The organism is Actinoallomurus sp. NBC_01490, from assembly GCF_036227085.1.
Classification (GTDB): Bacteria; Actinomycetota; Actinomycetes; order Streptosporangiales; family Streptosporangiaceae; genus Actinoallomurus; species Actinoallomurus oryzae.
On record NZ_CP109433.1, the window covers coordinates 10223922 to 10249118 of the forward strand.

The 25197-nt window shown below is 68.8% G+C and carries 22 protein-coding genes; 8 read left to right on the forward strand and 14 right to left on the reverse strand.

Annotated elements, in window-relative coordinates; all coding sequences use genetic code 11:
• The first annotated feature begins 341 nt into the window (after positions 1 to 341).
• Complete coding sequence (locus tag OG417_RS46945) at positions 342 to 710, forward strand: hypothetical protein (protein ID WP_329243986.1); 369 nt, start codon at positions 342 to 344, stop codon at positions 708 to 710.
• Between the two features lie 56 nt (positions 711 to 766).
• On the opposite strand, the gene OG417_RS46950 is transcribed toward OG417_RS46945, so the two are convergent.
• The 8 genes from OG417_RS46950 to eccB form a co-directional block, all read right to left on the reverse strand.
• Positions 767 to 2704 carry a hypothetical protein gene (locus OG417_RS46950; protein WP_329243989.1) on the reverse strand — a complete coding sequence of 646 codons (1938 nt, stop codon included), beginning with the start codon at positions 2702 to 2704 and terminating at the stop codon, positions 767 to 769.
• Positions 2705 to 2857: 153 nt separating this feature from the next.
• Positions 2858 to 3256, reverse strand: a complete 399-nt coding sequence (locus OG417_RS46955; RefSeq protein WP_329243992.1) for a hypothetical protein — start codon at positions 3254 to 3256, stop codon at positions 2858 to 2860.
• Positions 3257 to 3661: 405 nt separating this feature from the next.
• A complete protein-coding gene (locus tag OG417_RS46960) occupies positions 3662 to 5110 on the reverse strand; it encodes a hypothetical protein (RefSeq protein ID WP_329243995.1) in 1449 nt (482 codons plus the stop codon).
• 6 nt (positions 5111 to 5116) lie between these two features.
• On the reverse strand, positions 5117 to 5542 hold the full coding sequence (locus tag OG417_RS46965) for a hypothetical protein (RefSeq protein ID WP_329243997.1): 426 nt from the start codon (positions 5540 to 5542) through the stop codon (positions 5117 to 5119).
• 84 nt (positions 5543 to 5626) lie between these two features.
• A complete protein-coding gene (locus tag OG417_RS46970; protein WP_329243999.1) occupies positions 5627 to 6949 on the reverse strand; it encodes a S8 family serine peptidase in 1323 nt (440 codons plus the stop codon).
• 389 nt (positions 6950 to 7338) lie between these two features.
• Entirely contained in the window at positions 7339 to 7647 is a 309-nt protein-coding gene (locus OG417_RS46975; protein ID WP_329244002.1) for a WXG100 family type VII secretion target, read from the reverse strand.
• Between the two features lie 53 nt (positions 7648 to 7700).
• Positions 7701 to 8066 carry a WXG100 family type VII secretion target gene (locus OG417_RS46980; RefSeq protein WP_329244005.1) on the reverse strand — a complete coding sequence of 122 codons (366 nt, stop codon included), beginning with the start codon at positions 8064 to 8066 and terminating at the stop codon, positions 7701 to 7703.
• Positions 8067 to 8289: 223 nt separating this feature from the next.
• Complete coding sequence (gene eccB, locus OG417_RS46985) at positions 8290 to 9741, reverse strand: type VII secretion protein EccB (RefSeq protein ID WP_329244008.1); 1452 nt, start codon at positions 9739 to 9741, stop codon at positions 8290 to 8292.
• Positions 9742 to 9842: 101 nt separating this feature from the next.
• Here eccB and OG417_RS46990 point away from each other — a divergent pair, with 101 nt between their 5' ends.
• On the forward strand, positions 9843 to 11375 hold the full coding sequence (locus OG417_RS46990) for a hypothetical protein (protein WP_329244011.1): 1533 nt from the start codon (positions 9843 to 9845) through the stop codon (positions 11373 to 11375).
• A 5-nt stretch (positions 11376 to 11380) separates the two neighbouring features.
• On the forward strand, positions 11381 to 12154 hold the full coding sequence (locus OG417_RS46995; protein WP_329244014.1) for a hypothetical protein: 774 nt from the start codon (positions 11381 to 11383) through the stop codon (positions 12152 to 12154).
• 29 nt (positions 12155 to 12183) lie between these two features.
• Here the strand turns inward: OG417_RS46995 and OG417_RS47000 are convergent, their stop codons facing one another.
• Both OG417_RS47000 and eccD read right to left on the reverse strand, forming a co-directional pair.
• On the reverse strand, positions 12184 to 12630 hold the full coding sequence (locus OG417_RS47000) for a YbaB/EbfC family nucleoid-associated protein (RefSeq protein ID WP_329244017.1): 447 nt from the start codon (positions 12628 to 12630) through the stop codon (positions 12184 to 12186).
• An 83-nt stretch (positions 12631 to 12713) separates the two neighbouring features.
• A complete protein-coding gene (gene eccD, locus OG417_RS47005) occupies positions 12714 to 14123 on the reverse strand; it encodes a type VII secretion integral membrane protein EccD (RefSeq protein WP_329244019.1) in 1410 nt (469 codons plus the stop codon).
• Between the two features lie 96 nt (positions 14124 to 14219).
• Between eccD and eccCa the strand changes: the two genes are divergently transcribed.
• Positions 14220 to 18185 carry a type VII secretion protein EccCa gene (gene eccCa, locus OG417_RS47010; RefSeq protein ID WP_329263049.1) on the forward strand — a complete coding sequence of 1322 codons (3966 nt, stop codon included), beginning with the start codon at positions 14220 to 14222 and terminating at the stop codon, positions 18183 to 18185.
• A gap of 99 nt (positions 18186 to 18284) precedes the next feature.
• On the opposite strand, the gene OG417_RS47015 is transcribed toward eccCa, so the two are convergent.
• From OG417_RS47015 to OG417_RS47025, 3 genes are all read right to left on the reverse strand, one after another.
• The gene (locus OG417_RS47015) at positions 18285 to 19574 is read right to left on the reverse strand and encodes a S8 family serine peptidase (protein WP_329244022.1); all 1290 of its coding nucleotides are present in this window, start codon (positions 19572 to 19574) and stop codon (positions 18285 to 18287) included.
• 162 nt (positions 19575 to 19736) lie between these two features.
• Positions 19737 to 20972, reverse strand: a complete 1236-nt coding sequence (locus OG417_RS47020) for an RNA polymerase sigma factor (protein WP_329244026.1) — start codon at positions 20970 to 20972, stop codon at positions 19737 to 19739.
• On the reverse strand, positions 20965 to 21321 hold the full coding sequence (locus OG417_RS47025) for a YciI family protein (protein WP_329244029.1): 357 nt from the start codon (positions 21319 to 21321) through the stop codon (positions 20965 to 20967). The genes OG417_RS47020 and OG417_RS47025 overlap by 8 nt, the downstream gene beginning before the upstream one ends.
• A 306-nt stretch (positions 21322 to 21627) precedes the next feature.
• Between OG417_RS47025 and OG417_RS47030 the strand changes: the two genes are divergently transcribed.
• From OG417_RS47030 to OG417_RS47045, 4 genes are all read left to right on the forward strand, one after another.
• Positions 21628 to 22014, forward strand: coding sequence for a YbaB/EbfC family nucleoid-associated protein (locus tag OG417_RS47030; RefSeq protein WP_329244032.1), 387 nt, complete (start codon positions 21628 to 21630; stop codon positions 22012 to 22014).
• Between the two features lie 104 nt (positions 22015 to 22118).
• Positions 22119 to 22805, forward strand: a complete 687-nt coding sequence (locus tag OG417_RS47035) for a hypothetical protein (RefSeq protein WP_329244035.1) — start codon at positions 22119 to 22121, stop codon at positions 22803 to 22805.
• On the forward strand, positions 22802 to 23389 hold the full coding sequence (locus OG417_RS47040; RefSeq protein WP_329244038.1) for a hypothetical protein: 588 nt from the start codon (positions 22802 to 22804) through the stop codon (positions 23387 to 23389). Before OG417_RS47035 ends, OG417_RS47040 begins: the two co-directional genes overlap by 4 nt.
• Positions 23386 to 23985, forward strand: coding sequence for a hypothetical protein (locus tag OG417_RS47045; RefSeq protein WP_329244041.1), 600 nt, complete (start codon positions 23386 to 23388; stop codon positions 23983 to 23985). Before OG417_RS47040 ends, OG417_RS47045 begins: the two co-directional genes overlap by 4 nt.
• On the opposite strand, the gene OG417_RS47050 is transcribed toward OG417_RS47045, so the two are convergent.
• The gene (locus OG417_RS47050) at positions 23897 to 25162 is read right to left on the reverse strand and encodes a hypothetical protein (RefSeq protein WP_329244044.1); all 1266 of its coding nucleotides are present in this window, start codon (positions 25160 to 25162) and stop codon (positions 23897 to 23899) included. The two genes, OG417_RS47045 and OG417_RS47050, sit on opposite strands and share 89 nt — an antisense overlap.
• Between the last annotated feature and the right edge of the window lie 35 nt (positions 25163 to 25197).

Here is a 25197-nt window from a genome sequence, read left to right on the forward strand (position 1 = left end):
ACCACGCGCCGGCGACAGAATCGCCTGAACGCGGTACCACGGCCCCTGAAGTCCCCCAGCAACCCCTGCCACGCATGCAGGTTTACCGCTCCGCGCCCGTTCGTGCCAGAGAAAGCCCGAACCGGGGCCCACCGGAGCGAAACCTCCCACGTCGCCGACCCACGGCTCCGCATTACCGGTCCTTAACTTTCTGTGATGAACCGATTGCGCTCCGCATTTACGGGGGCTAACGTTCTCGCTGTCCGCCCGGCACCACCCTCCCCCGACGGCAACGGCGCCCTCATCGGGTGAGTCCGCCGCGCGGTCCTCACCATCCCCGACACCGACCGAAAGGATCTCTTTTGATCAGCGAACTGGACGACGTCCGCCGGCGCCTGACCGCCGTGGAGGAGGAAACCGCGAGCCTCCGCGAGTGGAGGCAGCAGGCTCAGCACGTGACCGACCTGTTCGGGACGCTCGACAAGGAGCTGGCCGACCTCCGCGTCGCCGCCGGGCAGCAACGGAACGTCCTCAACGCGATCGGCATGACCCACGCCGAACACCACACCCAGTTCCTCCGGCAGGCCGACATTCTCGGCGGGCTGGTGCTTGAGGTCGGCGGCGTTCGCCGCACCCAGGCCGAGCATGGGCAGATGCTCAAGGAGCACAAGCAGATGCTCAGCGAGCAGGGCCGAATGCTGCGTGAGGTGCTCGACCGGCTGCCCGCGTAGAGGCGACCGACGGTCCGGGTGCCCGCCGGCGACGGCGGGCACCCGCTGTCGCCGCGTCAGCGCTTCTTCTTGCGGAAGTCCAGGCGCTCCGGGGGCGGGCCGAGGTTCGGGGTGGTGCGCGGGGAGCCGTCCGGTGGCGTGATATCCGGTTTGGCGTGGCGGGCACGGGTCGGGCCGGTGGCCTCTTCGTACTCCTGGATGTTGGCGGTCGGCAGCGTCATGATGCCCGGGTTGGCGTCCACGAGGATGATGCGGCGGCCCGACGGGTCGGGGTGCGTGAAGACCATGGCGGTCGGCGGCAGTTGCTGGAGCTCGTGGGGTTCGACCGCCAGCTCGCGCGAGCCCTTGCCGGCGTCGGCCGCCCGGGAGGTGTTCTGGCCCCACGCGGTCGCGCGGCCGATGCCCTCGGGAAGCTCGTCCTCCGAGGTGCCGGTGTCCTCGAACACCGTCGGCATGGAGCGGCCGACCGTGCTCACGTACGCGCCGCTCTCGGCGTCGGCCGCGACCGCCTCGCTCATCTTGTCGGTGAGTTCGGCGATCTCGAGGAGCTTGTCGGGGCCGATCTGCTCGGCGGCGACGCGGGCGTCCTCGGCGTTGCCGAGCCGCATGAACCCCACGGCGGCGTCGCCGCGGCCGAGCCGCTCCTTCACGTGCGGCGGGATCGACCGGTACATCAGCACCAGGCCGGTCGAGGTCGCCTCACACGAGTCGATGAGGCGGTCCAGCACGTCGCCGCGCAGCTTCTCCGCGCCGCACAGGATCAGCGTGTGCGCCCACGGCTCGCCCTGCTTGGAGGCGCGGAGCACGTGGGTCAGCGCGGCGGCGACGTACGTGCCCAGCACCCGGTTGGTGAGCACACCGGCGCGGCGGTCGGTGGTGATGACGCGCAGCCGGCTCGGCGGGAGCAGCGTCGGGTTGGATCCGAGCTTCTCCAGCTTGCGCAGCTGCGACTCCAGGGCCCAGGCGCGTTCGATGACGACGCGGTCGGCGGCGCCGCGCCCGAACATCGTGGTGATCTTCGCGAGCTCCTCGTCGGTGATGAGCCCGCTCCGCAGGTCGTCGCGCGGATCGCCCACCTGGGCGAGGGCGCGCAGGGCCGCGGTGATGCGCGGGATCGGGGCCCGGCCGCCGAACACGCTCAGCACCCGTTCGAGGATCGCGTTGTCGAAGGACAGGTCGCGGGTGCTGGACTGTTCTTCGCTCACGCTCACCACGAGGGAGAGCACGTCGGCGAGCTCTTCCGGGCCGAGGCCGTGCGTCAGGTCCAGTTGCGGAAGGTCGCCCGGCAGCACCCAGACGAGCGGCCGCTCGGCCTGGTCGTGTCCGAGCTCGATCAGCTCCTTGGCGACCGCGCCCTCCGACAGGTCCAGGACGGTCACCTGCGAGCCGCTGGCGAGCCGCGCCGCGCCCATCATGGTGACCATCGCCGACCACCCGGAGAGCGTGCCGCCGGCGACGTCCACGCGGCCCACGCCCTGCGGCACGGTGACGGCGTACCACTCGTGCTGCGACTCGAAGGCCTCGCGCCGGTGCTGCCATTCCTGGTACGCGCGGGCGTGCGCGGCGTGCGCCGCCTCCAGGCGGCGGCGCCGCTCTTCCTCCCGGCGCTCGTACCGCTCGTGCTCCTCGGCCAGCCGCGCGCGCAGCGCCTTTTCGCTCTGCCACATGGAGTAGCCGGTGATCGCCGCGACCGCCGCGCAGGCCACGAGGCCCGCGATGGAGAACGCCCACGGGAGCGTGCCGGTGAGCCCGGCCACGATGAACAGGAGCGCTCCCACTCCCGTGGCGAAGCCGACCATCCGCAGCGGCCGGTTGAAGAGGTTCTCCTTCTGCCGCTGCGAGGCCAGCCACTCGTGGTCGACCTTCTCCGACTCGGGAGGAGTCGGGCGTTTCGGTGGAGGCCCGGGGTCGTCGTGGACCTGGGCATAGCGCCAGCCGACGTAGACGCGGCCCGGTTGCAGTAACCGGGCTTCGCGGGCTGTCACATCGACCACGTCCCGTACTTCGTCGGCTTCACTAGGGGCACAGCGTAGAAAGCTTCGCGTGAAGTGGGGTGTGGTTTCAACCGACTAGAGGCGTTGTCGAGTGACCAGGAGTGGCATTACCGGACATATCGCGACAAATGGTAACAACCATCCCGCTACCCCTCACCACGGCGGCTGCTGGTATCCCTGCTGCTGAGGAGGCTGATTGTAGTTCGGAGGCACCTGGCCCTGCGGCTGCTGGTATCCCTGCGGCGCCTGCTGGCCGCCGTACCCGGGCTGCTGCGGGTATCCCTGCTGCGGATATCCCTGCTGGGCGTATCCCTGCTGCTGGGCGTATCCCTGCTGGGGATAGCCCTGTTGCTGGTTGTTCCACGCGGCGTAACCGGGCGGCGGCGCCTGCTGCTGCCACTGCTGGCCCGGCACCTGACCGTACTGGTTCATGTTCTTGCGCCGGGACCGGCGCGCGATCGCGCCGATGGTGGCCACGACGGCGAAGATGATCAGGTAGATGACGAGCCTGCTCGTCGCATAGTAAACGCCGTGTACATATGCGAGCGGCATCTGCCTCACCAATCTCCTGAGAACGGGAGCGTCCAGCCTGGAGGCTCACCAACGTGCCAATCGGACCGCCGGTCATCACGGTCGGTTCCCCTGATAACCCGCCTCACCGCGCATCGTACGCCGACACGGTCACGCGGTACATGCAGCGTCATTCTCCCGATAACCGCCGCACGAAGGGCGCGAACGGCCGACGTCTTTCCCGTCTGACCGCCAGTGGCCACCCGGATTCCGCGGATCCGGCCGGCCGAAGGACTACGGCGTCCCGTCCCGCCGCCATCGGGCACGAGGTCGCTCGATGACCTGCCGTTCAACGGTCGCCTCGGAGCGAGGATCAGCGCCAGTGCCTTCGGAGAAGCAAAGGGGCAGGGCGAACGTCACTCGCCCTGCCCGACATCGCGATATCGGTCAGCCGATGAGCGGCGGAGCCACGTCGTCGTCCGAACCCCAGAGATCCTCGTCCTCGGTCAACCAGGCGCTGCGCTCGCGGTCCTTGTCCTGCCCCTGCTGGCCGCCCATCATCGGCGGCATCATCGGCATGTAGCCGCTGCCACGGGCCGCGGCGCTCGTCGCCGCCGTGTTCGCGGCCGCCTCCTCGGCCGCGGCGGCGGCGGTGTTGACGGCCCCGCGTGAGCCGATGGAGTTGCCCGGCGTCGTGGCGCCCGTCCCGGTCTTGCCGAGGCCGCCGCCACCGAGGCCCGGAGTCTTGATCGAACCGGGTGTGTACGGCGTGAAGGGGTTGCCCAGCCCGGTGGTCGGCCCAGGTCCCAGGTTGGGGTTGGTGAGGCTTGTCCCGCCGCCGTCGCCGACGGTCGGCGGAGTGTTCAGGTTCGTGCCGCTCGTGTTGGGCAGAGTCGGAGTCTTGATACCGGACAGATCAGTTCCAACCGGGGTGTTCACACCATTCGGGTTGGTCGTGTTCGGCGTGCTCGGCATGTGCGGCGTACTCGGCGTGCTCGGCGTGCTCGGCATGTGCGGCGTACTCGGCATGTGCGGCGTACTCGGCGTGCCGGGGTTGCTCGGGTTGTAAGGCGTCGAGGGCGGCGCCTGCGGATGGTCGTGGTCACCCGTGTCCTTGGGCGGATTGTCGGGTGGCTTGGGAACCTCCGTGCCGGGCGGAAACGACAGGTTCAGCATGTACGGCAGGCCGTCGTAGGACGTGGCCACGTCCGTGTTGTGACTCTTGAGCTTCTTTTGCGCCCAGTCATCGCGGAACACCTTCATGGCCGCCTGCTGAGCCTGCCCGAGGTCGAGCTCATCCTGTTTGGTGTGGTTGGCACCCGCCAGCGCGGGGTACTTGTCGCGGTTCTGCGTCTTCCAATCGCCCTCGATGTAGACGCTGGTGGCCTTGTCCAGGGCATCGTCGTCGAACTGCTTCTTGAAGTTGGGCAGCACTTGATCGCCATGCCCCTGGATGGCGTATCCGGCCTGCTGAGCCGTTTCCATAATATCGTGGGCCGATTGCCAGAGAAGCGTGAGCTGACGCTGGGCCTCGGGAGCGGCCGTCGCTCCACCATTCCAGGCCTCGTTCAGTTCCCTCCCGACCTCCATAATGAGCTCGGTCAGGTTCAGACCCTGGCCCGGCCTTTTGCCCGGGGTCTGGCTGTAGTGCAGATTGGTGAGCGCGTTGTAGAAGTCGAGGAAATTCTTCCCCACCCCTGATACGTACTTCGGGTCGGCCGCGTTCGCGAATCCGGTGATCTGCACGGCGTCGTGCATGGTGACATCGTCGGCCGGCGCGTCCTGAGACTTCAGATAAGCCCAGTAGGACTCGTACTTCGACTCTCCCCCGCTGGCATCGACGGAGGTGACGTCGCTGACGTTGTAGCCGGGAAGCTTCGGCTTGTCGGTGGTCATCCCGGGTCACTTCCAATCGTTCGTCTGCTGAACCCGGTGCTTGTTGTCGTCTTCGGTGCTGTAGTGCTTCGACGCGGTATGGTCGACCTTGGTGATCAGGTCGGCCCAGGCGCCGAGAAACGCGGTGAAGCCATTCCGCAGATGATCGCTTGCCTGCTGGGCGTCACCGGCGAGACGCTGACCGGTCGGCGGCCCGAACTTGGCGGCGTCGATCCCGGCGCCCCCGTCCTTCGCCTTGGGCAGGTGGTCGATCGCCTTCAGCAGCGCATCGTGCGCGCTCCTGAGGTTACCCAGGATAGTGTCGAGTTTTTCCTTGTTATAGTTGGCCTGCTTATTCCAGTCCTTCTGGTTCTGACCAGCCTTGGGTTGCAGGCCCGGCCAATCATCGTTACCCCAGGGGTACTTCGGTCCGCTGTTATCGACGTGTGGCATACCGCTTCACTCCCAGGACTCCGTCCCGACTCGTACGGGAGGTGTTGCTATCAGGATTCCTCTTGTATTCGTCCATCAGCGGCCTCACCGCCCGTTCGTCTCGTCCGGCGGAAGGAACTGTGGTCGGCCGACGTGAGGTGACGGATCACCGGTCGGCGCGGTGGGCGGGTGAGAGGTCTGCGCGTCGGTGACCGGGTCACCCGATGACGACTGCGAACGCCGGCGCTCGGCTTCCTTCCGATGGCTCGACCTGAAGTACGAGACCAGGAGGACGCAGACGAACGCCAGGACCGCCACGATGGCGATCCGCCCCGCCCGGCCCGCTCCGGCCTGTTTCCCGCTCGCCGCCGGTGGCGTCGGAGCGGCCGTCGGCCGTCCGCCGTTGCGAGCCTGCCACGCGTCGAAACGCTCAAAGACCGGGTTCGGCTCGCTCGCCGCAACCGGATACTCGTTCTTCATCATCGCGTGGTAGATCCGGATGACCCCGTAACCCGTCGCGCTGTCCCTGCCGGGGTCGCCGACATCCTTGGCCGTCGCGGTGATGCGCTGGACGACCTCGCGAGCGGACATCCGCGGGTTGGCCGAACGGATCAGGGCCACTCCGCCGGCGGTCAACGCCGACGCCTGACTGCTGCCCCAGCCGTTCGGGTAGTACTTCCCGCTCTGCCCGACCCAGCCGACGTGCACGCCGGGCGCGGCGACCGTCACATAGCTCTGGCGCTGCGTGCTCTTCCACGGCTCTGCGTACTTGTCGATGGCGCCGACCGCGAGCACGCCCGGGCACGACGCCGGATACTCCGGGGCGTTCGCGGCGTCGCCCTCGTCACCGGCCGCCGCCACGATGACCACGTCATGCTGGATGGCGTCGGCGATCGCCCTCTTCACGAGGGTGGGGCACTCGTCGATCTCCTGGTCCGCGTCCGCGGCGAGCGAGATGTTGATCACCTTGGCGCCATGGTCGGTCGCGTACCGGATGCCAGCGGAGAAGACCTGCTCGGAGTCGATGGGTCCCGCGCTGTGCGACACACGGATCGGCAGCAGTTTGGCCTCCGGAGCCACGCCGGCGAAACCGGAGCGCCCCCCGCCCTGTCCGACGATCAAGGCGGACATCGCCGTACCGTGGCCGTCGTTCTTCTTGTCGAAGTCGGTACGGCCGTCGGTATTTTGACCTGTGGTGTCGCCACCGGGGAGCACCGCCCCGGCGAGCTCGGGAAGGCGGGCGTTCACTCCCGAGTCCAGCACGGCGACCGTCACACCGGCACCGCGCGTGACCTTCCAGATGTCGCTGATGGCCCACGGGGCGAACCACCATTCGTCGGCACGAGGCCTGGGCGTGACGGCACCGGCCGGCGAGGCCGACAACGCCGTCAGCGCGAGCGCCGCCGCAGCGGCGAGCAAACCTCTCATCGACCGTAGTGCCGAAACCACAACCATCTCACCCCCGCCCGGTCGCGGGTCTCATCCGACAGAAACGAAAGCGTGCCGCCATCGACCGGCAGATGGTCGCACGGCCTGCCGGCACCGGCCTTGTGGCGGAGTTCGGCACCGAGCCACCCGAGGTGGCCGGGGCCGATCCGCGGCCTCCCTTCAGCCCCTGTCCCACGTCGGCGGAGCCGGAAGCTCCACTGCACCATTCGACGGCGGCAAGGCATCCGGGGTTCCGGTACTCCTGAAGCATTGTCGCCCGCGACTCTCGTCCCCGCACCCCGAAGATGCCCACGGTATGACCGGCGGACCGTCGGGCCTCAAACCAGAAGTCGACCTCGACTGTCCAGCAGCCGAGGCCGATATTCCTGTCAGGCGCCCTGCCAGAGCCTCGCGTTGGCCAGCTCCGCCTCCGAGTAGTTCGAGTGAACGTCACGAATCGTGATGCCCAGGGCGTTGAGCGTGTTGGCCATGTCGTCGACCGCCCGTTGCCACTTGAGCATCGTCTGGCCGTACTCGTTGTTCGCGTTACCGATCCAGTCGCCCAGCAGCTTCTTCAGATCCTTGTCGAGGTCGCCGAGCTCATCGGCCACGCCTCGGTAGATCAACTCGAAGTCGGCCTGAGCCTGCTGCATGCCATGGAAGTTGACACTGGTGTAGTCGTCGCTGCCAGCGGTCATTTCAAGCCTCCAGTCTTATCCGTCAGCGGATGGTGCTGATCAGATGGGGTGGGTCACTGAGCGGTTCCAGCGTGGTTGACGTTGTTGTTGATCAGCTGGTGCACCCGGTTGACGATGTCGGTCTGCTGGTCGCGGCTGCTCTCGTAATGCGCCTTGGTGTGGATGAGCTTCTGGTGCATCTCCGCGAGCGCCTGCAACTGCTTCTGGAAATCCTGGTTGAACTCGTCGAAGACGCTCTGGAACGACCGCGAGGCCTTGCTGTCCCAGTTGGCGGCGAGTTCGGCCGCGTGCCCCTGCAGCCGGACCTTGAGACCGTTGATGATGTCGTGGGCGTGGTCCAACCGGGTGGCCGCCTGGGTGGCCTTCCCAAGATCGATGGCTTGGCCGGTGGTCGGGTTGATACCCGTGGTGGGAGCCATGGGATACCTCCATGAGAGACAGGCAACGTGCGGCCCGACGCTCGTCACCGCCCCATTTCCAGAGGCGGCTTCAAGCCCACCGTGACCGCCAAAACATGGATCACCATACGAGACATTGCAGCGACCTGTCCAGTAGATATGGAAAAGTCAATGCTTATCGCCAACGCTACGTAATTGTTATCTTCGAGAAACCAGGGCGCAAGACAGCGGACGCCGCCGCCCGTCACCCACCTGACCTGGGGTAAGACAATGGTTGCATGGCTTGCTTGGGATCCAGCATGGGCCCTTCTGGGATCAAGTGGAGGAGGTTTCCTGGAACCGGAGCGACCTTCTTCACGTCGAAGCCGAGTTTGGCCGCGATATCGCTGGACGGAACGGCGAACCGCAGCCCCTGATCCGTCAGTACCGAGTACGAGCTGATCGACTTGACCTGGCCGGGTGCGGGCAGCAGGCCGAGGAGCGCTCCGTCTCCCGGCGGGAGCACCACCTGGTCCACCACGCCCTTGGCCGCGCCGGCGCCCGGCGAGGCCGAGGGCGGCCCGGCCGGTGTCGGGACGGTGCCGCCGACCGCCACACGCGCGTCCTGGCTGCCCGACGCGGTGTCGGAGTAGACGACGCACAGCGGTGTCTTCGCGTCGTAGGACACCATTTTGGGCATCGCGTCGGGCAGGGCGTCCGCGGAGACCTTGTCCGTCGAGCGCTGCATGGCGTTCGCGGTCGCCGGCGCGATCGGGACGGCCTGGACCTGACCTCCCTTGTAGGCCTTCCGGCTCTCCGGGTCGTTCTGCAGGAGCACGCCCTCGGTCTCCTTGATGGGCGCGAGCCCGTCGCTCATCAGGACGTACCAGCGATCCTGGCCGCCGACCGCGCGCGCGACGTAGATCGTGCCGACCGCCGCCTTCCCCCCATCGGGACCGGTGACCTCCGTACCGCGGTTCGGGATGGGGGGCGGCGCGAAATCGGGGCCCGCCGGCACGGCGTTCAGCCAGGTCGCGGAGACCTCCGGAGGATGGTCGGTGCCGCTGAGCGGGCGTACCTCCTCGGTGGGCAGCTTCATCCGCTGGTTGCGCCAGATCACCCACGACGCACCCGGACCGTGGACGATGACGGCCTGCCCGTCGTTGAGCGACTGCCCGCCGACGCCACTACCGACCACGAGGGAGGCGTACGAGACGGTGCCGCCCGTGGCGTTGTCCGTACTGTGCCCGCATACCGACCACGGCCCGGTCACCTGGTGGTCCGCGGTGGGAAGGGAGTCGGGCGCGCCGAGGATGCCGACCGGCTGCGCGCGGTCGTACTTGGCGAGCGACGACTGCGAGACCAGTTTGCGCTTCACGTCGTTGGTGCCCAGGATCAGCCGGGCGGACGCGTAGTTCGCCACCGGGTACATCTTCTTGTCCTGCTGGCTGTAGATGTACTTGGTGCCGGTCTCCTTCTCGATGATGAGCGTGCCCGGCTCCTCCAGGCCGGTGGCGCCACCGGGCGACAGCAGGCCCCAGACGCCGAAGCCGGCGACGATGAGCACCGCGATCATCAGCCCGGCGAACGCCGAGACGGTCATCCGGCGTGTGGGCGGCTCGGGAAGGTCGGGCTCACCCGCGAGAAGCGCCATGCCGACGCGTTGCAACATCAGACGATGCGCCTGGTACAAGTCACGGCGGCTCTGCACCGGCACCTCCCGATATTTCAAACATTGCGGAACCCCCGGTCCAGCACCGTAATCTAATGGGCATCCGAGAAGTAATGGAACGTGTCGGTCCAGCGGGTGGAGGACGGATGAGCACGCAGTACAACCCCATCGCGGCTTTGCTCAATCCGACCACGACCACCACGACCAACGCGCCCACCACCACGGACACCGGGACCCAGGGGACGGTCGGCTACGACGTCGCGGCCGGAAAGCACGCGACTCAGGCGCAACTCGGCATCGACTCGAGTCCGGACGCACTCATCACCATCGACGGGCACAAGGTCGCGGCCGGCGACAACGGCCTCAGCATCGACGTCGCGCCGGACGGCTCCGCCCACGTCGTTCACGGCCCTCAGGATCCGACGCAGTCCCTCACCCAGGCGAACGACGGCCGGTCCACCCCGTACACACCGGTGGGGTACAACTCGACCGGGCAGGGGCAGGACGGCGGGCAGTACGCCGACGGGACCCAGCAGTACGCCGACGGGAGCCAGACGAACGGCACGCAGCCGACCGGCCACGGCACGCCGCTGACCGGGCAGTGGAACCAGACGGGCATGACCCAGGACGGCACGCAGCCCGCCGGCTACACCACCCAGCCGGCGAACGGCAGCGGCGACGGGGGCCTCACGAGCGGGCAGTACTACCCGGCCGGCAGCACCCAGGACCCGTCGCAGGACACCACCCCGATCGAACACCTGCAGGGCATCGGCGACCACGCGGCCAAGGTGGACCTCGCACTGCACGGGCCGAACTCCAACCTGCCGGACCCGGTCATTCACACGAAGGCCGACGGCAGCCAGGACATCGTGATCCCGAAGGGGCCGGACAACCCGCACGCCATCACCCTGCACGTCCACCCGAACAAGGACGGCAGCTTCGACCTCACGGTCCCCAAGAGCGACACCAACCCGCACGAAGTCAAGATCCACGTGCAGCCCGACAAACACGTGGATCTGAACATCACCCAGGACAAAGACGGGCATATCAAGATCGATGCCCACGACCATCCCGCCGACCAGCAGGACGACTGGTCCGGTCTCCAGGGGCCGGCGGGCCAGAACCCCGGTTACGGCAACGGAACCCCCGTGCCGGGCCAGGGGGACCCGCAGGACGGGTCGGGACAGCAGCCCGGCACCGACGGCCTGCCGCAGACGCCGGACATCCCGACGCCTCAGACGCCCGGCGCGGGCTCGCCGAGCGGCGGTGGCGGCGGGATACCGAGTGGCGGTGTACCTAGCAGCCGCACGCCGAGCGACGGCAAACCCAGCAAGCCCGATAAGCCCGCGCAAACCGTGGACACGGGCAGCATGGATGTCGACGGGCAGACGATCCAGAAGCGAGGATCGGATCTTGCGGCGGGTCCGGTGAAGACTCTGAACACGGCGCTCACACACGCCCAGGGCATCAATGTCGGGTTTCCCGGCTTCGGAATAATAGGCAGCCCGCTGCAATCCGTATATTCGTCGATGTCAGAGTCCGCCGCGACAGAATTGCAGCAGGGAAGCCTCACCCTGAGCGCCAACTCGCAGGGCATGGCGGCAACCGGCAAGGTGTACACGGACACCGCGCAAATCACCAACCAAAGAGTTCAGGATACACCTGGAGCAGGGAGTTAGGCGCGATGGGCATGAGCTGGCGAGACGGACTGGCAGCGCCAAGCATGATTGGCTTTCTTGGCTCGACCTTCGCAGCGGGAGTGGTCCCGGCAGCCATTCCGATCGCCACTATGGCCGGTACTCTCATCTCCGACCCGGGTCAGATTTTCCATGCCGGAAACAGGCACGGGGAAGTGGCGAACACCACCGGACAGGCCAAAGACGACACAGATAAAATCATTGATGATAAAACGGGTTTCCAAACCACTGCGGCGCGCACCGAGTTCGACAATCGCATGAAGCAGTACACCAAGGCGCTCGGGGACACCAAGGACCAGCACAGCAACCTCAACACGATAATGAACGTCCTCGGCGGCTTGTGGACGGCGGCGGGCGCCGCATCGGCCGCGGTCGGCACGACCCTCGCGCTCCTGGCGACCGAGGTCATCTCGACTTCCTGGATCCCCGGCGTGGATGCGGCAAGTTTCGCAGGAGCCAACGGTGCCGCCGGAGGGCTGAACGGCGTACTGAGAACCGTATTGCAAGGCCTCCGGGCGATAATCGGCAAGCTCAAGGACCTACTCGGGGCATTCATGAAGCTCTCGGGCTCGAGAAAACTACTATTCGGCGGCTTGGCGGTCGGCGGCATGTACTTCAAGCCGCAGATAACCAAGGCGGCGACTTCGATCGTGCCGGGCCACAAGACCGTGACCTGGCCGTCGGACAAGCAGCCCTCGCAGGACACTACGACACAATCGCAGGGCACTTCACCGCAGAGCACTCCGACGCAGCCCGTTTAGCGTCTCCCCCGAGCCACCCCGCACGCGGGTCACAACCCGAGCTGCTTGCTGATGCGCGAGAGCTCGGCCATCGCCTCGTCCAGCGACCGGTCGAACATCGCTGCGGCCTGCTCGACCTTTTCCTGAGCCGCCTTCTGGTTCTCCTTGAACGCCAGCGGATTGGCGTCCGCGCCGTAGGTCTCGGTCATGAGCTCGTTGAGCTGACCGTGCAGGTCGGCGTTGGCCTCGTGGATCAGTGTCTTGAGGGTTTCGGCGAACGTCGCCGCCGGCATGCGCATGGCGCGTGGGTCGATGTCGATGTCGGTGACGCCGTCGTTCACCGTGCAGGTCACCTTGATCCTGCGGTCCTTGCTCTCCGCGTGCCCCTTGAGGTCTGCGGAGCGTTCCTGCAACTCCTGTGCCTTCGCTGAATAGTCCTCCGAGATCCGGAGGAGCTTGTCGATATCCAGATTGGCCAGGTCTCCGAACTCACTCATGCTGTGACCCCCTTTCACCGGAATTATGGAGGAAACCGGGTCCCGGCACCACCGGCTACCAGAGAGACGGCTTTCTCCCGGTGTCAACCTCCGATACCGCGCACCTTCGAGTAGATGTCCAGGACGGCGAGGGCCAGCGGCATGAGCGCGATGAGCGCGAACATGTCGATGATGTCCCCGGCCCGGCCCCAGAAGGGGCTGGGCCGGTGGCCGGGCAGCCACATCGCCATGGTCAGCGCGATGGCGGCGACCGCCAGTATCCCCGGCAGCACCAGTGCGATGACCTCCACGGGCGTGGCCCGCAGCGAGAGCGCGACGTCGAGCAGCCCGAGCCCGCCGAGTCCCACGATGAGCATCCAGGCCCGTTGCGAGCGCCCGCGGAAGATACGGGCCCGCAGCAGCAGGGAGAGCGACAGCACGGCGGCCATGATCGGCCCGGACCTGCCCGGGGCGAAGACCAGGAACACCAGCGAGACGGCGGCCACCAGCGCGATCCCGGCGACCAGCCCGGTGGCGAACCGGTCGGCGACGCCCGCGCGGCGCAGGAGCTTCTTGCCGTCGATGACCGTCGCCTCGCTGCGCAGGTCGTCGGCGCTGGTCGGGATCGGCGGCAGCGGCAACCGGGCGAGGCGGAACGACACGGTCGGAATGAGGGCGCACAGCGCCATGACGAGCACGACCGCGCACGCGGCCACGCCCGCCGGATCGGCGCCGTTGAACAGCAGGGTGACGGCGGTGGCGATCGTGCCCACCAGACCGGCGAACCCCACGCCGACGAACCACGGCAGGCCGTCGGCCACGCCGAACCCCGCGAGCACCGCGATCACGGTCGTGGCGGCGAACGCCGCCAGCAGGTGCGGGCCCCCCAGTGCCGCGAGAGGCAGGTGCGTACGCGCGGGCGCGAGAAGGCCGGCCAGGAACCCGTACGGAAGCGCGGCGCAGCCGAGAGCGGCTCCGCCGATGGAGTCCCCGACCGCCCGCGAAAGCGTCACGCCCATCGTCACGAGCACGAAGGCGACGAGCGCCGACGCGATCGCCGCGGCGTGCCACTCTCCGGACCGCAGGATCGGGACGACGCCGAGGACGAGTGCCAGGGCCCCGGCGACCAGCCCGAAGCGGCGTGTCGTCTCGGGACGCCAGCGATCGGCGCGGTCCTTCTTTCCCGTCGCGACCACGTCGGCCACGTCGTCGTAGACGAGCTCGGGAATCAGCGTCATGCGCGGACGGAAATACAGCACCTCGCCGTCGCGAACATCGAGTTGGGCCAGGCTGAGGCCGTTCTCGAAGGGGGGGCCGTCGAGCCGCTGCAGCACCCATCCGGAATGGGCGAGACCCGCGTCGGCCAGGTCGCGTCCCGCGGCGCGGAGCAGCGTCGGCAGCATCTGGACCAGCGGAACCTCGGCCGGCAGCGACAGGTCGATCCGCCGATCCGGCGCGACGATCGTGATCCGGCACAAGTCGGCTCCGGCTCTCGGGCTCACGGTCTCCCCCATCGGCGAATTCGTACGGAACATGGTGAACCGGCTTTATAGGATGGCGGCTACTGACGCTTTATGCCAGCGGCCCGTGGAGGTACTCCGTTGAGCACGGTGATCGTCACCAGACAGGAACGCCGGCCTCCGCCGGAGCTGCCTCGCGGTGAGATCCTTCTCGAGTCGCCGCCGGAAATCCCGGAAACGCAGTCGGCGGGTTTCCAGGCGCTGATGACGTACGTCCCGATGCTCGCGGGCGGCGGGGCGATGGCCTTCATGCTCGTGGTGCCCGGATCGAACCCGATGATGTTCCTGTCCTCGGGCATGATGTCGCTGTCGATGATGGGGATGATGCTCGGCCAGATCACCCGCGGCACCGGCGACCGCAAGCAGCGCCTCAACGGCGCCCGGCGCGACTACTTCCGCTACCTGGGGCAGGTTCGCCAGAAGGTCCGCCGTGCCAGCGCGCAGCAGCGGGAGGCGCTGGAGTGGAACAGCCCCGACCCGGCGTCCCTGTGGTCGCTGGTGATGAGCGCGCGGCTCTGGGAGCGCCGGCCGAGTGACTCCGACTTCGGCAACATCCGCATCGGCAGCGGCCCGCAGCGGCTCGCGATCCAGCTGATCCCGCCGGAGACCAAGCCGGTCGAGGACCTCGAACCGATGACGGCGGGCGCGCTCCGCCGGTTCGTACGCGCGCACTCCACCGTGCCGAACCTGCCCATCGCGGTGTCGCTCGCCTCGTTCGCACGCATCCTGCCCGTCGGGGAGCCCCGCGCCGTACGCGAGTTGGTGTACGCCCTGGTGGCGCAGGCGGCGTCCTTCCACTCCCCCGACGACCTGCGCATCTCGGTGTGCGCGTCGGCCGACCGGATGCCGATGTGGGACTGGATGAAGTGGCTCCCGCACACCATGCATCCGGAAGACACCGACGCCGCCGGCCCGGTGCGGCTGATGGCCAAGTCGATCTCCGAGCTGGAGCAGATGCTCGGGGCCGAGCTGAAGGACCGCCCCCGGTTCACGCCCGGCCTGTCGGCCGATGACCTGCCGTACCACATCGTCATCGTGGACGGCGGGGCCATCAGCATGGACAGCCAGATCAGCGCGGACGGCATCGACGGCGTCACGGTCATCGACCTCACCGGCGCCATCGCGCCGACGCCCGAGTCGACCATGCTCCGGCTCGACGTACGCCCCGACCGGCTGAGCATCGTCAAGCGCGACCGCACCGGCAAGGACGTCTTCCAGCGCCTGGGCAAGCCCGACGCTCTGGAGATGGGATCCGCGGACGGTCTCGCACGGCAGCTGTGCCCGCTGCGCGCCAGCGGCGCGAGCGAGCCCGAGCAGAGCGCGCTGCACGCGAACCGCACCCTGACCTCGCTGCTCGGCATCGGCGACCCGACTCGTCTCGACACCCGCGTCCTGTGGCGCCCGCGGCCGCCGCGCAACCGGCTCCGCGTCCCGATCGGCGTCTCCGCCGACGGCCGGCCGGTCGAGATGGACATCAAGGAGTCGGCCCAGGGCGGCATGGGCCCGCACGGCCTGGTCATCGGGGCGACCGGTTCGGGTAAGTCCGAGCTGCTGCGCACCCTGGTCCTCGGCCTCGCGGTGACGCACTCGTCCGAGGTGCTCAACTTCGTCCTCGTCGACTTCAAGGGTGGCGCGACCTTCCTCGGCCTCGACGGTCTCCAGCACGTCGCGGCGGTCATCACCAACCTGGAGGACGAACTGCCGCTGGTCGACCGCATGTACGACGCGCTGCACGGCGAGATGGTGCGGCGGCAGGAGTTCCTGCGGGCGGCCGGCAACTACGCCTCGCTGCGCGACTACGAGACGGCGCGCGAGCGGGGCGCCCAGATCCCGCCGATGCCGACGCTGTTCGTGGTGCTGGACGAGTTCTCCGAGCTGCTGTCGGCCAAACCGGAGTTCGCCGAGCTCTTCGTGATGATCGGCCGCCTCGGACGATCGCTCGGCGTGCACCTGCTGCTCGCGTCGCAGCGGCTGGAAGAGGGCAAGCTCCGCGGCCTCGACACCCACCTGTCGTACCGCATCGGCCTGCGCACCTTCTCGGCCATGGAGAGCCGCGTCGTGCTCGGTGTGCCCGACGCGTACGAGCTGCCCTCACAACCCGGCAACGGCTACCTGAAGTTCGACACGACCGGCATGACGCGGTTCAAGGCGGCGTACGTCTCCGGCACCTACAAGCCGGAGGACGGCGTGGAGGAGGGCGGCGGTCCGCGCGTCGTTCCGCAGATCGTGCCCTTCATGCCCGACTACCTGGCGCCGCAGGTGATCGCGGATCCGGAGCCGGAGCACACCCACGACGCGAACGAGTCGAGCGTCGAGGACAGCCTCTTCGACATCGTGGTCCGGCAGCTCGCCGGCCAGGGCCCGCCCGCGCACGAGATCTGGCTGCCGCCGCTCGACGACCCGTCAACGCTCGACCAGCTGATCCCCGGGCTCCAGGCCACGCCGGAGCAGGGCTTCACCTCGCCCGGTTGGGAGGGCCGGGGCCGGCTCTGCGCCCCGGTCGGCATCGTCGACCGCCCCTTCGACCAGCGGCGCGATCCGATGTGGGTGGACCTGAGCGGCGCCGCCGGGCACGTCGCGGTCGTCGGCGGCCCGCAGAGCGGCAAGTCGACGATGCTCCGCGGCCTGATCGCCTCGCTCTCGCTCCTGCACACGCCGCAGGAGGTGCAGTTCTACTGCCTCGACTTCGGCGGTGGCACGCTCTCGTCCCTGGCGGGACTGCCGCACGTCGGCGGCGTCGCGTCCCGCCTCGACGGCGACCGCGTCCGGCGTACGGTCGCCGAGATCAGAACCCTCCTCACCCAGCGGGAGCGGGAGTTCACCGAGCGGGGCATCGACTCCGTCGCGACGTACCGCCGGCTGCGCGCCGAGGGCAAGGTGCCCGGCGACGGGTTCGGCGACGTCTTCCTGGTCGTCGACAACTGGCTGCTGCTCCGCCAGGAGTTCGAAGCGATCGAGAGCGGTATCACCGACCTCGCCGCGCGCGGCCTGGGCTTCGGCATTCACGTGGTGGCCTCGACCAACAAGTGGTCGGAGTTCCGGATGAACATCCGGGACCTGTTCGGCACCCGTGTGGAGCTGCGGCTCGGTGACCCCTACGAGTCGGAGATCAACCGCAAGCTCGCCGACAACGTGCCGCACAACTCGCCTGGGCGCGGGCTGACCCGTGACGGCCTGCACTTCCTCGGCGCGCTACCGCGTGTCGACGGCAGGCCGACCGCGGACGATCTCGCCGACGGGGTCCGGTCGTTCGTGGACACGGTCGCGAGCGCGTGGAACGGCCCGGCCGCGCCGCCCGTACGCCTGCTGCCCGCCAGGCTCGAACTCACGACGCTGCCGCCCCCCGCGGCGTCCGGCAAGCGGATCCCGATCGGCATCGACGAGGACACCCTGTCGCCCGTCATGCTCGACTTCGACAACGACGCGCACTTCGTCGTCGTCGGCGACACCGAGTCGGGCAAGTCCAACATCCTGCGGCTCATCGCGGAGGGCATCATCGCGCGCAACACGCCGGAAGAGGCGCGGCTGATCTTCCTCGACTACCGGCGTTCGCTGCTCGACACCGCCGACACCGAGCATCGGATCGGGTACGCCGCGGCGAGCACGTCCGCGACCTCGCTGCTCGAGGACGTGCACGGCGCGCTGGTCACCCGGCTGCCGACCTCGGACCTGACGCCGGAGCAGTTGCGCAACCGGTCCTGGTGGCAGGGTTCGGACCTCTACCTCATCATCGACGACTACGACCTCGTGGCCACGTCGAGCAACCCCCTGGCGCCGATCGTGGACCTCCTTCCACAGGCCCGCGACATCGGCCTGCACGTGGTGCTGGCCCGCGCGATGGGCGGCGCCGGACGCGCGATGTTCGACCCGGTGATCCAGCGCATCAAGGACATGGCCAACCCCGCTCTGATTCTGTCCGGGAACAAGGACGAGGGCGCCCTGTTCGGCAACGTGCGGCCGACTCCGCTGCCGCCGGGCCGGGGTCACTTCGTCGAGCGGCGCACCGGCAACCGCCTCATCCAGACCGCGTACGTCGGGGGCGACGAGGAAGGCTGACCCGCCGCGTAAGGGAACCGGTCGCGGCGGAGTCCTCCGGGCGGGACCGCGGAGACCGCGGGGAACCCCTGCCCTGCCGCGAGGATTCGGTAGGGACTGTCAGGTGTCGTTGGCGTCGGAGCCGACGGAGCGGCGGCCGGGTTGCCAGCCCCGGCGGCGGCCCATCGGGACGAACACGCCGGCGGCCACCGCGATGACGACCGCGCCCAGCGCGGCGCCCGTCACCACCAGGGCGACCGAACGCGTCCGCCGGTCCGGAGGCTTGCGGTAGGCGATCTGGATCGCGTGCCCGCTGCCCGGCTCCGTGGCACCGGGCGGCGCGCCGGCCGAGCCGGAGTCCTCACCCGGCAGCAACTCTGTGACCGCCTGCCATGGATTGATCATGCCGGCTCCGGAACCGACACCGGCCGAGCCGTTGGCCGTGGCCTCGATCCTGGCCTTGACCTGCTTGTAGTTGAGCTTGGGATGGTAGGCGCGGACCAGAGCCGCCGTGCCGGAGACGAACGCCGCGGCGAAGCTGCTGCCCTCCTCGTTCGGCGCGTAACCGCCGGGCCAGGTGGTGGCCACGGCCTGGCCCGGGGCGCTCACGCTGACCTTCGTCGTGGTGTTGGAAGTGTCGGCCACGGCACCGCCGGAGGTGAGCGAGCCGACGCCGATGACGTCCGGGTATTCGGCGGGATAGGCGGGGCCGACCGTGCCCCTGTTCTGGTCGGTGACGTTTCCGGCCGCGGCGACGACGACCGCGTCGCGCGACTGCGCGTACTTGACCGCCGCCTTCAGATCGGGGGTGTCCGGCGCTTGCACCGAGACGTTGATAACCTTGGCCTTCAGCGCCGCGGCCTCCCGGATCGCCTTGGCGAGGTTGGGGTCGGAGCCCTGGATGTGCTCCTGATTGGTGAACTTCACCGAGAGCAGGCGCACGTCCGGCGCGACACCGACGAACGGCACGTTCTGCGATCGCCGGTCCTGGGCGGCGATGATCCCGGCGACCGCGGTGCCGTGCCCGATGCAGTCAGTGGTCCTCGTGTGCGTGAGGTCCACCGAGGTCACGCGCCCGGCGAGCTGCGGGTGGGTCACGTCGATGCCGCTGTCGACGACCGCGACGGTGACGCCCTTGCCCTTGGTCATGTTCCAGGCCCGGGTGAAGTCGAGCTGTTGCTGCGCCCACGGCTCGGTGGTCAGCGACGCGACCGCCTGCGGCGGATTGCACTGGATGGTCGGGGAGGGCGCGACCGTGGGCGTGGACTTGGCCGGCGGCTTGCGCGACTGCGTGGCACGGGGGCTGGTTCTGGGCGTCGGTTTGAGCGCCACGGCGGGAGGTGCGCTGGTGAACGCCACGAGGCCCAGGGCTCCCGCGACGGCGAGGCCGCCCAGCTTCACTGCCCTCACGCATCCCCCTTCAGCCGGTCCGAGTCCGGTACCCGCCGGTGGGTCAGGTACAGCACACCGGCAAAGGTGGCACAAAAGGTGATGTTACTGCGAATGGTCGCACGAAATACGGCGCGAATTCGACGCGCGATGGGCTCGCCCCGACCGGTCCGTACGAGCGGCTCACCCGGCCCGGACGAGCGCCTGGTGCCTGCGCTGCAGGAACGTGCGTTCGGACGCGTTGCCGGTGCGGGCGATCGCGGCTTCGTACGCCGACGCCGCCTCGGTGCGCCGGCCGAGGCGGCGGAGCAGGTCGGCGCGAATGGCGTGGAAAAGGTAGTAGCCGTCGAGGTCGAGGGCGTCGACGAGGGTGAGCGCCGCCCGCGGTCCGTCGACCTCGGCCACCACGACGGCACGGTTGAGAGCCACGACCGGGCTCGGGGCCAGCGACAGGAGGTGGTCGTACAGCCGCAGGATCTGCGGCCAGTCGGTGGTGGCCGCGGTCGGCGCGTCGCTGTGGACGGCGTTGATCGCCGCCTGGACCTGGTACGGGCCGGGCCGGTCGCGCTGAAGACATCGCCGGACGAGGGCCTGGCCTTCGGCGATGAGGTTCCGGTCCCACCGGCCGCGGTCCTGATCGGCCAGGAGCACCAGCTCGCCGTCCGCGGTGGTGCGGGCGGCCCGGCGCGACTGGGTGAGCAGCATGAGCGCGAGCAGCCCCATGACCTCCGGTTCGTCGGGCATGAGCTCGGCGAGAAGCCGTCCGAGGCGTACGGCCTCCGCGCAGAGGTCCGCCCGGACGAGCCGCTCGCCCGAACTCGCCGTGTACCCCTCGTTGAAGACCAGGTAGATGACGGCCAGAACGGCCCGCAGGCGGTCGGGCAGGTCGGCGTCGACGGGGACACGGTAGGGGATCCGCGCGTCGCGGATCTTGCCCTTCGCGCGGGCCAGCCGCTGGGCCATGGTCGGCTCGGACACCAGGAAGGCGCGTGCGATCTCCGCGGTGGTGAGCCCGCCCAGCAGCCGCAGGGTCAGCGCGACGCGCGCCGCCGGGGCGAGCGCGGGATGACAGCAGGTGAAGATCAGACGCAGCCGGTCGTCGCGCACCGGGCCCTCCTCGGACGGTTCGCCGGAGCTGTGCAGCAGCGCCGCCTGGGCGTGCCGGTCCGCACGGGAGGCCTCCCGGCGGAACCGGTCGATCGCCCGGTTGCGGGCGGTGGTGACGATCCAGCCCGCCGGGCTCGGCGGCACACCGGTGGCCGGCCACCGGCGTACGGCCTCGGTGAAGGCTTCCTGGACCGCCTCCTCCGCGGCGCCGATGTCACCGAAGGCGCCGGTCAGCACGGCCACCGCGCGCCCGTACTCCTCGCGGAAGACCCGCTCGATCACCGCCGTGGCCACCCGTGGCGCGTCAGCCACACGATCCGTCCCGCAGCGGGGTGACCTCGATGGGAAGGGTGGTCGCCCCGGCCAGCTTGCGGCCCCACTCCAGGGCTGCGTCCAGATCGGGCGCCTGGATGACCGTGAACCCGCCGAGGTGCTCCTTGCCCTCGATGTACGGGCCGTCGGTCGTGAGCGTCTCATCACCCTTCCGCCGCACCACGGTGGCCGTGCTCGCAGAATGCAGGCCGGCGCTGAACACCCAGGCGCCGGCCGCCTTGAGCTCGGCCTTCACGGCCTCCACCTCCCGCATGATCGGCTCCAGGTACTCGGGCGGCGGAGGGGCGTCCGTGTCGGGCTGGTAGATGGCGAGCAGGTAGTGCTTCACGATGATCCTCCCTGTGTCACCGCCGGCGCCGTGCCGGCCTCACCCTCCATACGAACGGTTCGGCCCGGATTCGACACCTCGGTGTGTCGACTTCGCCGCGGCCCGGCGAGGACCGGCGGTCGCGGGCAAGGCCATCTCCCCCTTACCGCGCCGGAGCCCCCGGACACAAAGCCGCTGTAGGTTCCGCATGTCTGCTTTATGCTCGATACTCCATGTCCGGCCGGAATGCCGCCGGGAACCTGCCCTACGAGTTCAGCGTCCCACTTGTTCGTGCCGACGACGAGCGAGTGAACCCGGAGGTAATGGATGAGCGCCGAGCCTGACGCGCCCCTCGGCATTCCCGGTGACGACTACACACGGCGCATCGAGCAGCTGAAGGAGATGCGGCGCGAACTCGCCGAGGTCGGTGCCACGGCGAAGCGACCCGACGGGCTCGTCACGGTGGTCGTCGGATCGCAGGGGCAGGTCAAGGACATCCGGCTCGACCCCCGCGTCTACCGGAAACTCGACAGCGGCGAACTCGCCGCCGCCATCATGGAGCTGATCTCCCAGGCCACCGCCGAGGTCTCCGAGCAGATGAGAACAATCATGATGCCCTTCGTCCCGGGCGGCGACTCGAACGACGGCATGGACCTCACCGGCTTCCTGCCGAAGGCGGAGGACGCCGAGGACACGAGGCCGCGGAATGGATGACGGGACACGCGCGTCGCTGCACCAGATCGAGGACCCATGACCGAGCGAAGCGAGGGAATCGAAGACGCGCCCCTGTGGTCACACCCTCCGACGCAGGAGGACTCATGACCGAGCGAACCAACAGGAACGGCGCGCCTGGCCCTTATCCCGGCGGAGAGGGGCCCATCAACGTCTACTACGACCAGCCGGTGGCGCCGCGCCCGCCCGCCGAGGCGAAGCCGCGCCGGCGGCTGCGGGTGACGTTGATCATCATCGGGGTCCTCGTGGTGCTCACCGCGGTGACGGCCGCGGCCGGGGGGTTGCGGGCGCAGCCGAATGGGCCGGTCCAGAGCGTCGCGGGGCGCACCGTGAACCAGGGGTTGTTCGACATCCAGATCCTCGACGCGCGCTCCGGGCGGATGAAGCTGAGCTCCTTCGACCCGGTGGCCAACCTCCTCATCGTGCGGATGCGGGTCACCGACCTGGGCGACAAGTCGTACGGCGTCGGCTCGTTCGTCGAGGGCATCACCGCCGAGCCCAAGCCCGGCAAGTACGCCGAGCCCGACCTCATGGACACCCAGGGCGACGTCAACGGGCAGGTCACCAGCGAGATCCATCCGCGGCTGCCCGTCGTCGTGCAGGTCGTCTGGAAGCTGGGCAACGCCACCGCGCCGCGTACGCTGACCGTGGCACTGCGCCTGTGGGAGTACGGCCAGAGCTTCACCACCGACGAGTTCTACTGGAGCGTGACCAAGCAGTCCCCCATCAAGGCCGAGGTGAAGGTGCCGGTACGCCTGGGAGCGACGTCATGAGCGCGGCGCGGAAGGCCGTGGCGGCCGTGCTGACGGCCGGCCTGGCGGCGCTGACGATGTGGCTCTACACCGTCAAACCGCACATCGAGGACCGCCTCCAGGACCCCCTGCTGAGCAAGGGACGCATCGGCGCGGCCGTCGACACCCCGGACTTCAGCGTGAAGGTCGCCAAGGTCGACGTGGCGAGCGCGATCAGCAAGCCGTCGTTCCTGGGCACCAAGGGCAAGGTGATGAAGAGCCTTGGCCTCTTCGTGATCGTGCAGGCCCAGATCAAGAGCAACAAGAAGCCGTTCACGCCCGGCCACGTGCGGCTGGTCACGCGCGGCGGCGTGACGTACGACGAGAGCGGGCGGGCGGACCTTCCGGACAACAGCAGCGGGTTCCAGCCGATGCTGTGGGCGCCGGCGACGTACATCTTCGAGATCCCCAAGGACCGGCTCGCCGGCGCGCGCATCGTGATCGGGACCGCCGACCTCTACAACAACCTGAGCGGTGAGACATCGATCGACCTGGGCATCGACGGTGACCGGGCCGCGCGACTCGCCGCCCATCCCACCCCCGACTACGCGCTGAAGACCTCATGACGTATGACCCGATGGAGTGGACGATACGGGATCCGCTCGAAGAGACGGTCCCGGATCCGGTCGAGCGGCGCCGCCGGCTGAGCAACGGCACGCGGCGGGCGATCGAGGTGGCGGGGGTGATCCTGCTCGTCCCCGGGTTCCTCACGGTCCAGTGGATCGACACCGACCACCAGTCGCGGGGGTACCAGACGAGGGAGCGCGTGACCGTCGTACGCCGCGGCGGCACCGGCACGCTCGGACGGGTGCGGCTGCGGCTGCTCGGCCGTGACACGACCGGGTCGGCCAAGAGCACCGGTGCGCCGGCCGGGTCCGTGCACCTCAAGCTCATCGTGGACGCGCAGCCCCTCGACGCCCAGGGCGTCAAGCAACTGTCGGCCATCGCCTACACGGTCCGCGACCGCGCGGGGCACGTGTGGTCGGCCGGCGGGGAGACCGATCCCGACCGCGAGCCGACGGCCGGCACCGTGTCGCAGGTGTCGGTCGGCGCGACCGTGCCCGCGAACCTGGTCAGTTCGGTTGTACTCGAGGCCCGGCCGGGCGGACTGCAGACGCGGAAACCGTCGGAACCGACGCCGGTGTTGCGCTTCGCCCACTGACCCGGGTGACGACCATGTCGAACGCCGCGGCCATCAGGCAGACACGCAGGATCTGGTGGAGGAGCTCGGCGAAGAAGTAGATGACCTGGAGCGTCGGCATCCAGTAGGCGATGGGGTGCGGCCCGAGCAGGTAATAGACGCCGCGCTGGAGCAGGAGCGCACCATCGTCCAGCCCGGCGAACAGGACGCAGAACACCATGAACGGCAGCAGGCCCGAGCGGAAGACCATTCGGAATCCGTAGACGGTCGGGAGCCACTTGTCGCGCCACTCGCGCGTGATGACCTCCCACGGCGTGTGCGGCCGGTCCATGCCGCTGGCCGACGCGAGGCCGCGGCCGACCCTGCCACGGCCGAGCTGGGTCTCCTCGTCGGCGTCCACGCCGAGCACGACGCCGGCGATGACCAGCCAGACGAGACCGCCGAGCACCGCCTCCTTGAACGAGGGCCACAGCGCGTCGAACCAGCCGAACGCCGGTCCGGTGATCTCTCCGAGCCAGTGCCAGAAGACGCGGCCCGTGATCCAGTCCGTCAGGCCGTTGCGGGCCTTGTTGACGCTGAAGATCCCGAACAGCGTCCAGTTCACCTCGAACAGCGCGATCGCGATGCCGCCGAAGCGCGGCCATCGCGGCTCGACGAAGCGCTCGGCGATGAACTTCAGCACCAGGAAGGCCGCGGTCAGCCCGATCGCCACCCAGACGTGGTGATCGAGGGCGACGGTCAGCTTCATCGCCTGGATCTGGCCGAAGACGCCGCCCTGCGCGTTGCCCCGGCCCGCCGCCGACTGCTCGAAGTCCTGGGCGTCCTGGGAGTACCAGCTCCAGGCCAGATAGAAGATCATGAACGGCAGCATGGCGCGCGTGACCGCGTCGAGGATCGTCTCCTCCTCCGCCGCCGTCCAGGAGGTGAGGGACTCGTCGAGCTCGCGCTTCTTGACCCCGGGCAGGCCGTCCTTGACGCTGTGCAGCATCGCCACGGTGACCCCGAGCGTGACCATGACGATCAGGCTGATGACGAAGATCGGCACGGACGCGTGATGCATCCCGAAGTGGTAGCCCCCGAGGAACAGCAGATAGCGCAGGACCTGGCCGATCGTGAACCAGAGCGCCAGCGGCACCGCGAAGCGCCCGGCCAGCCGAAGCGTGGTCCAGGGCAAGGTCACGGGGGACGAGCGCAGCACAGTACGCGATCGTAGCGGGTACTCCCTGGTCACCC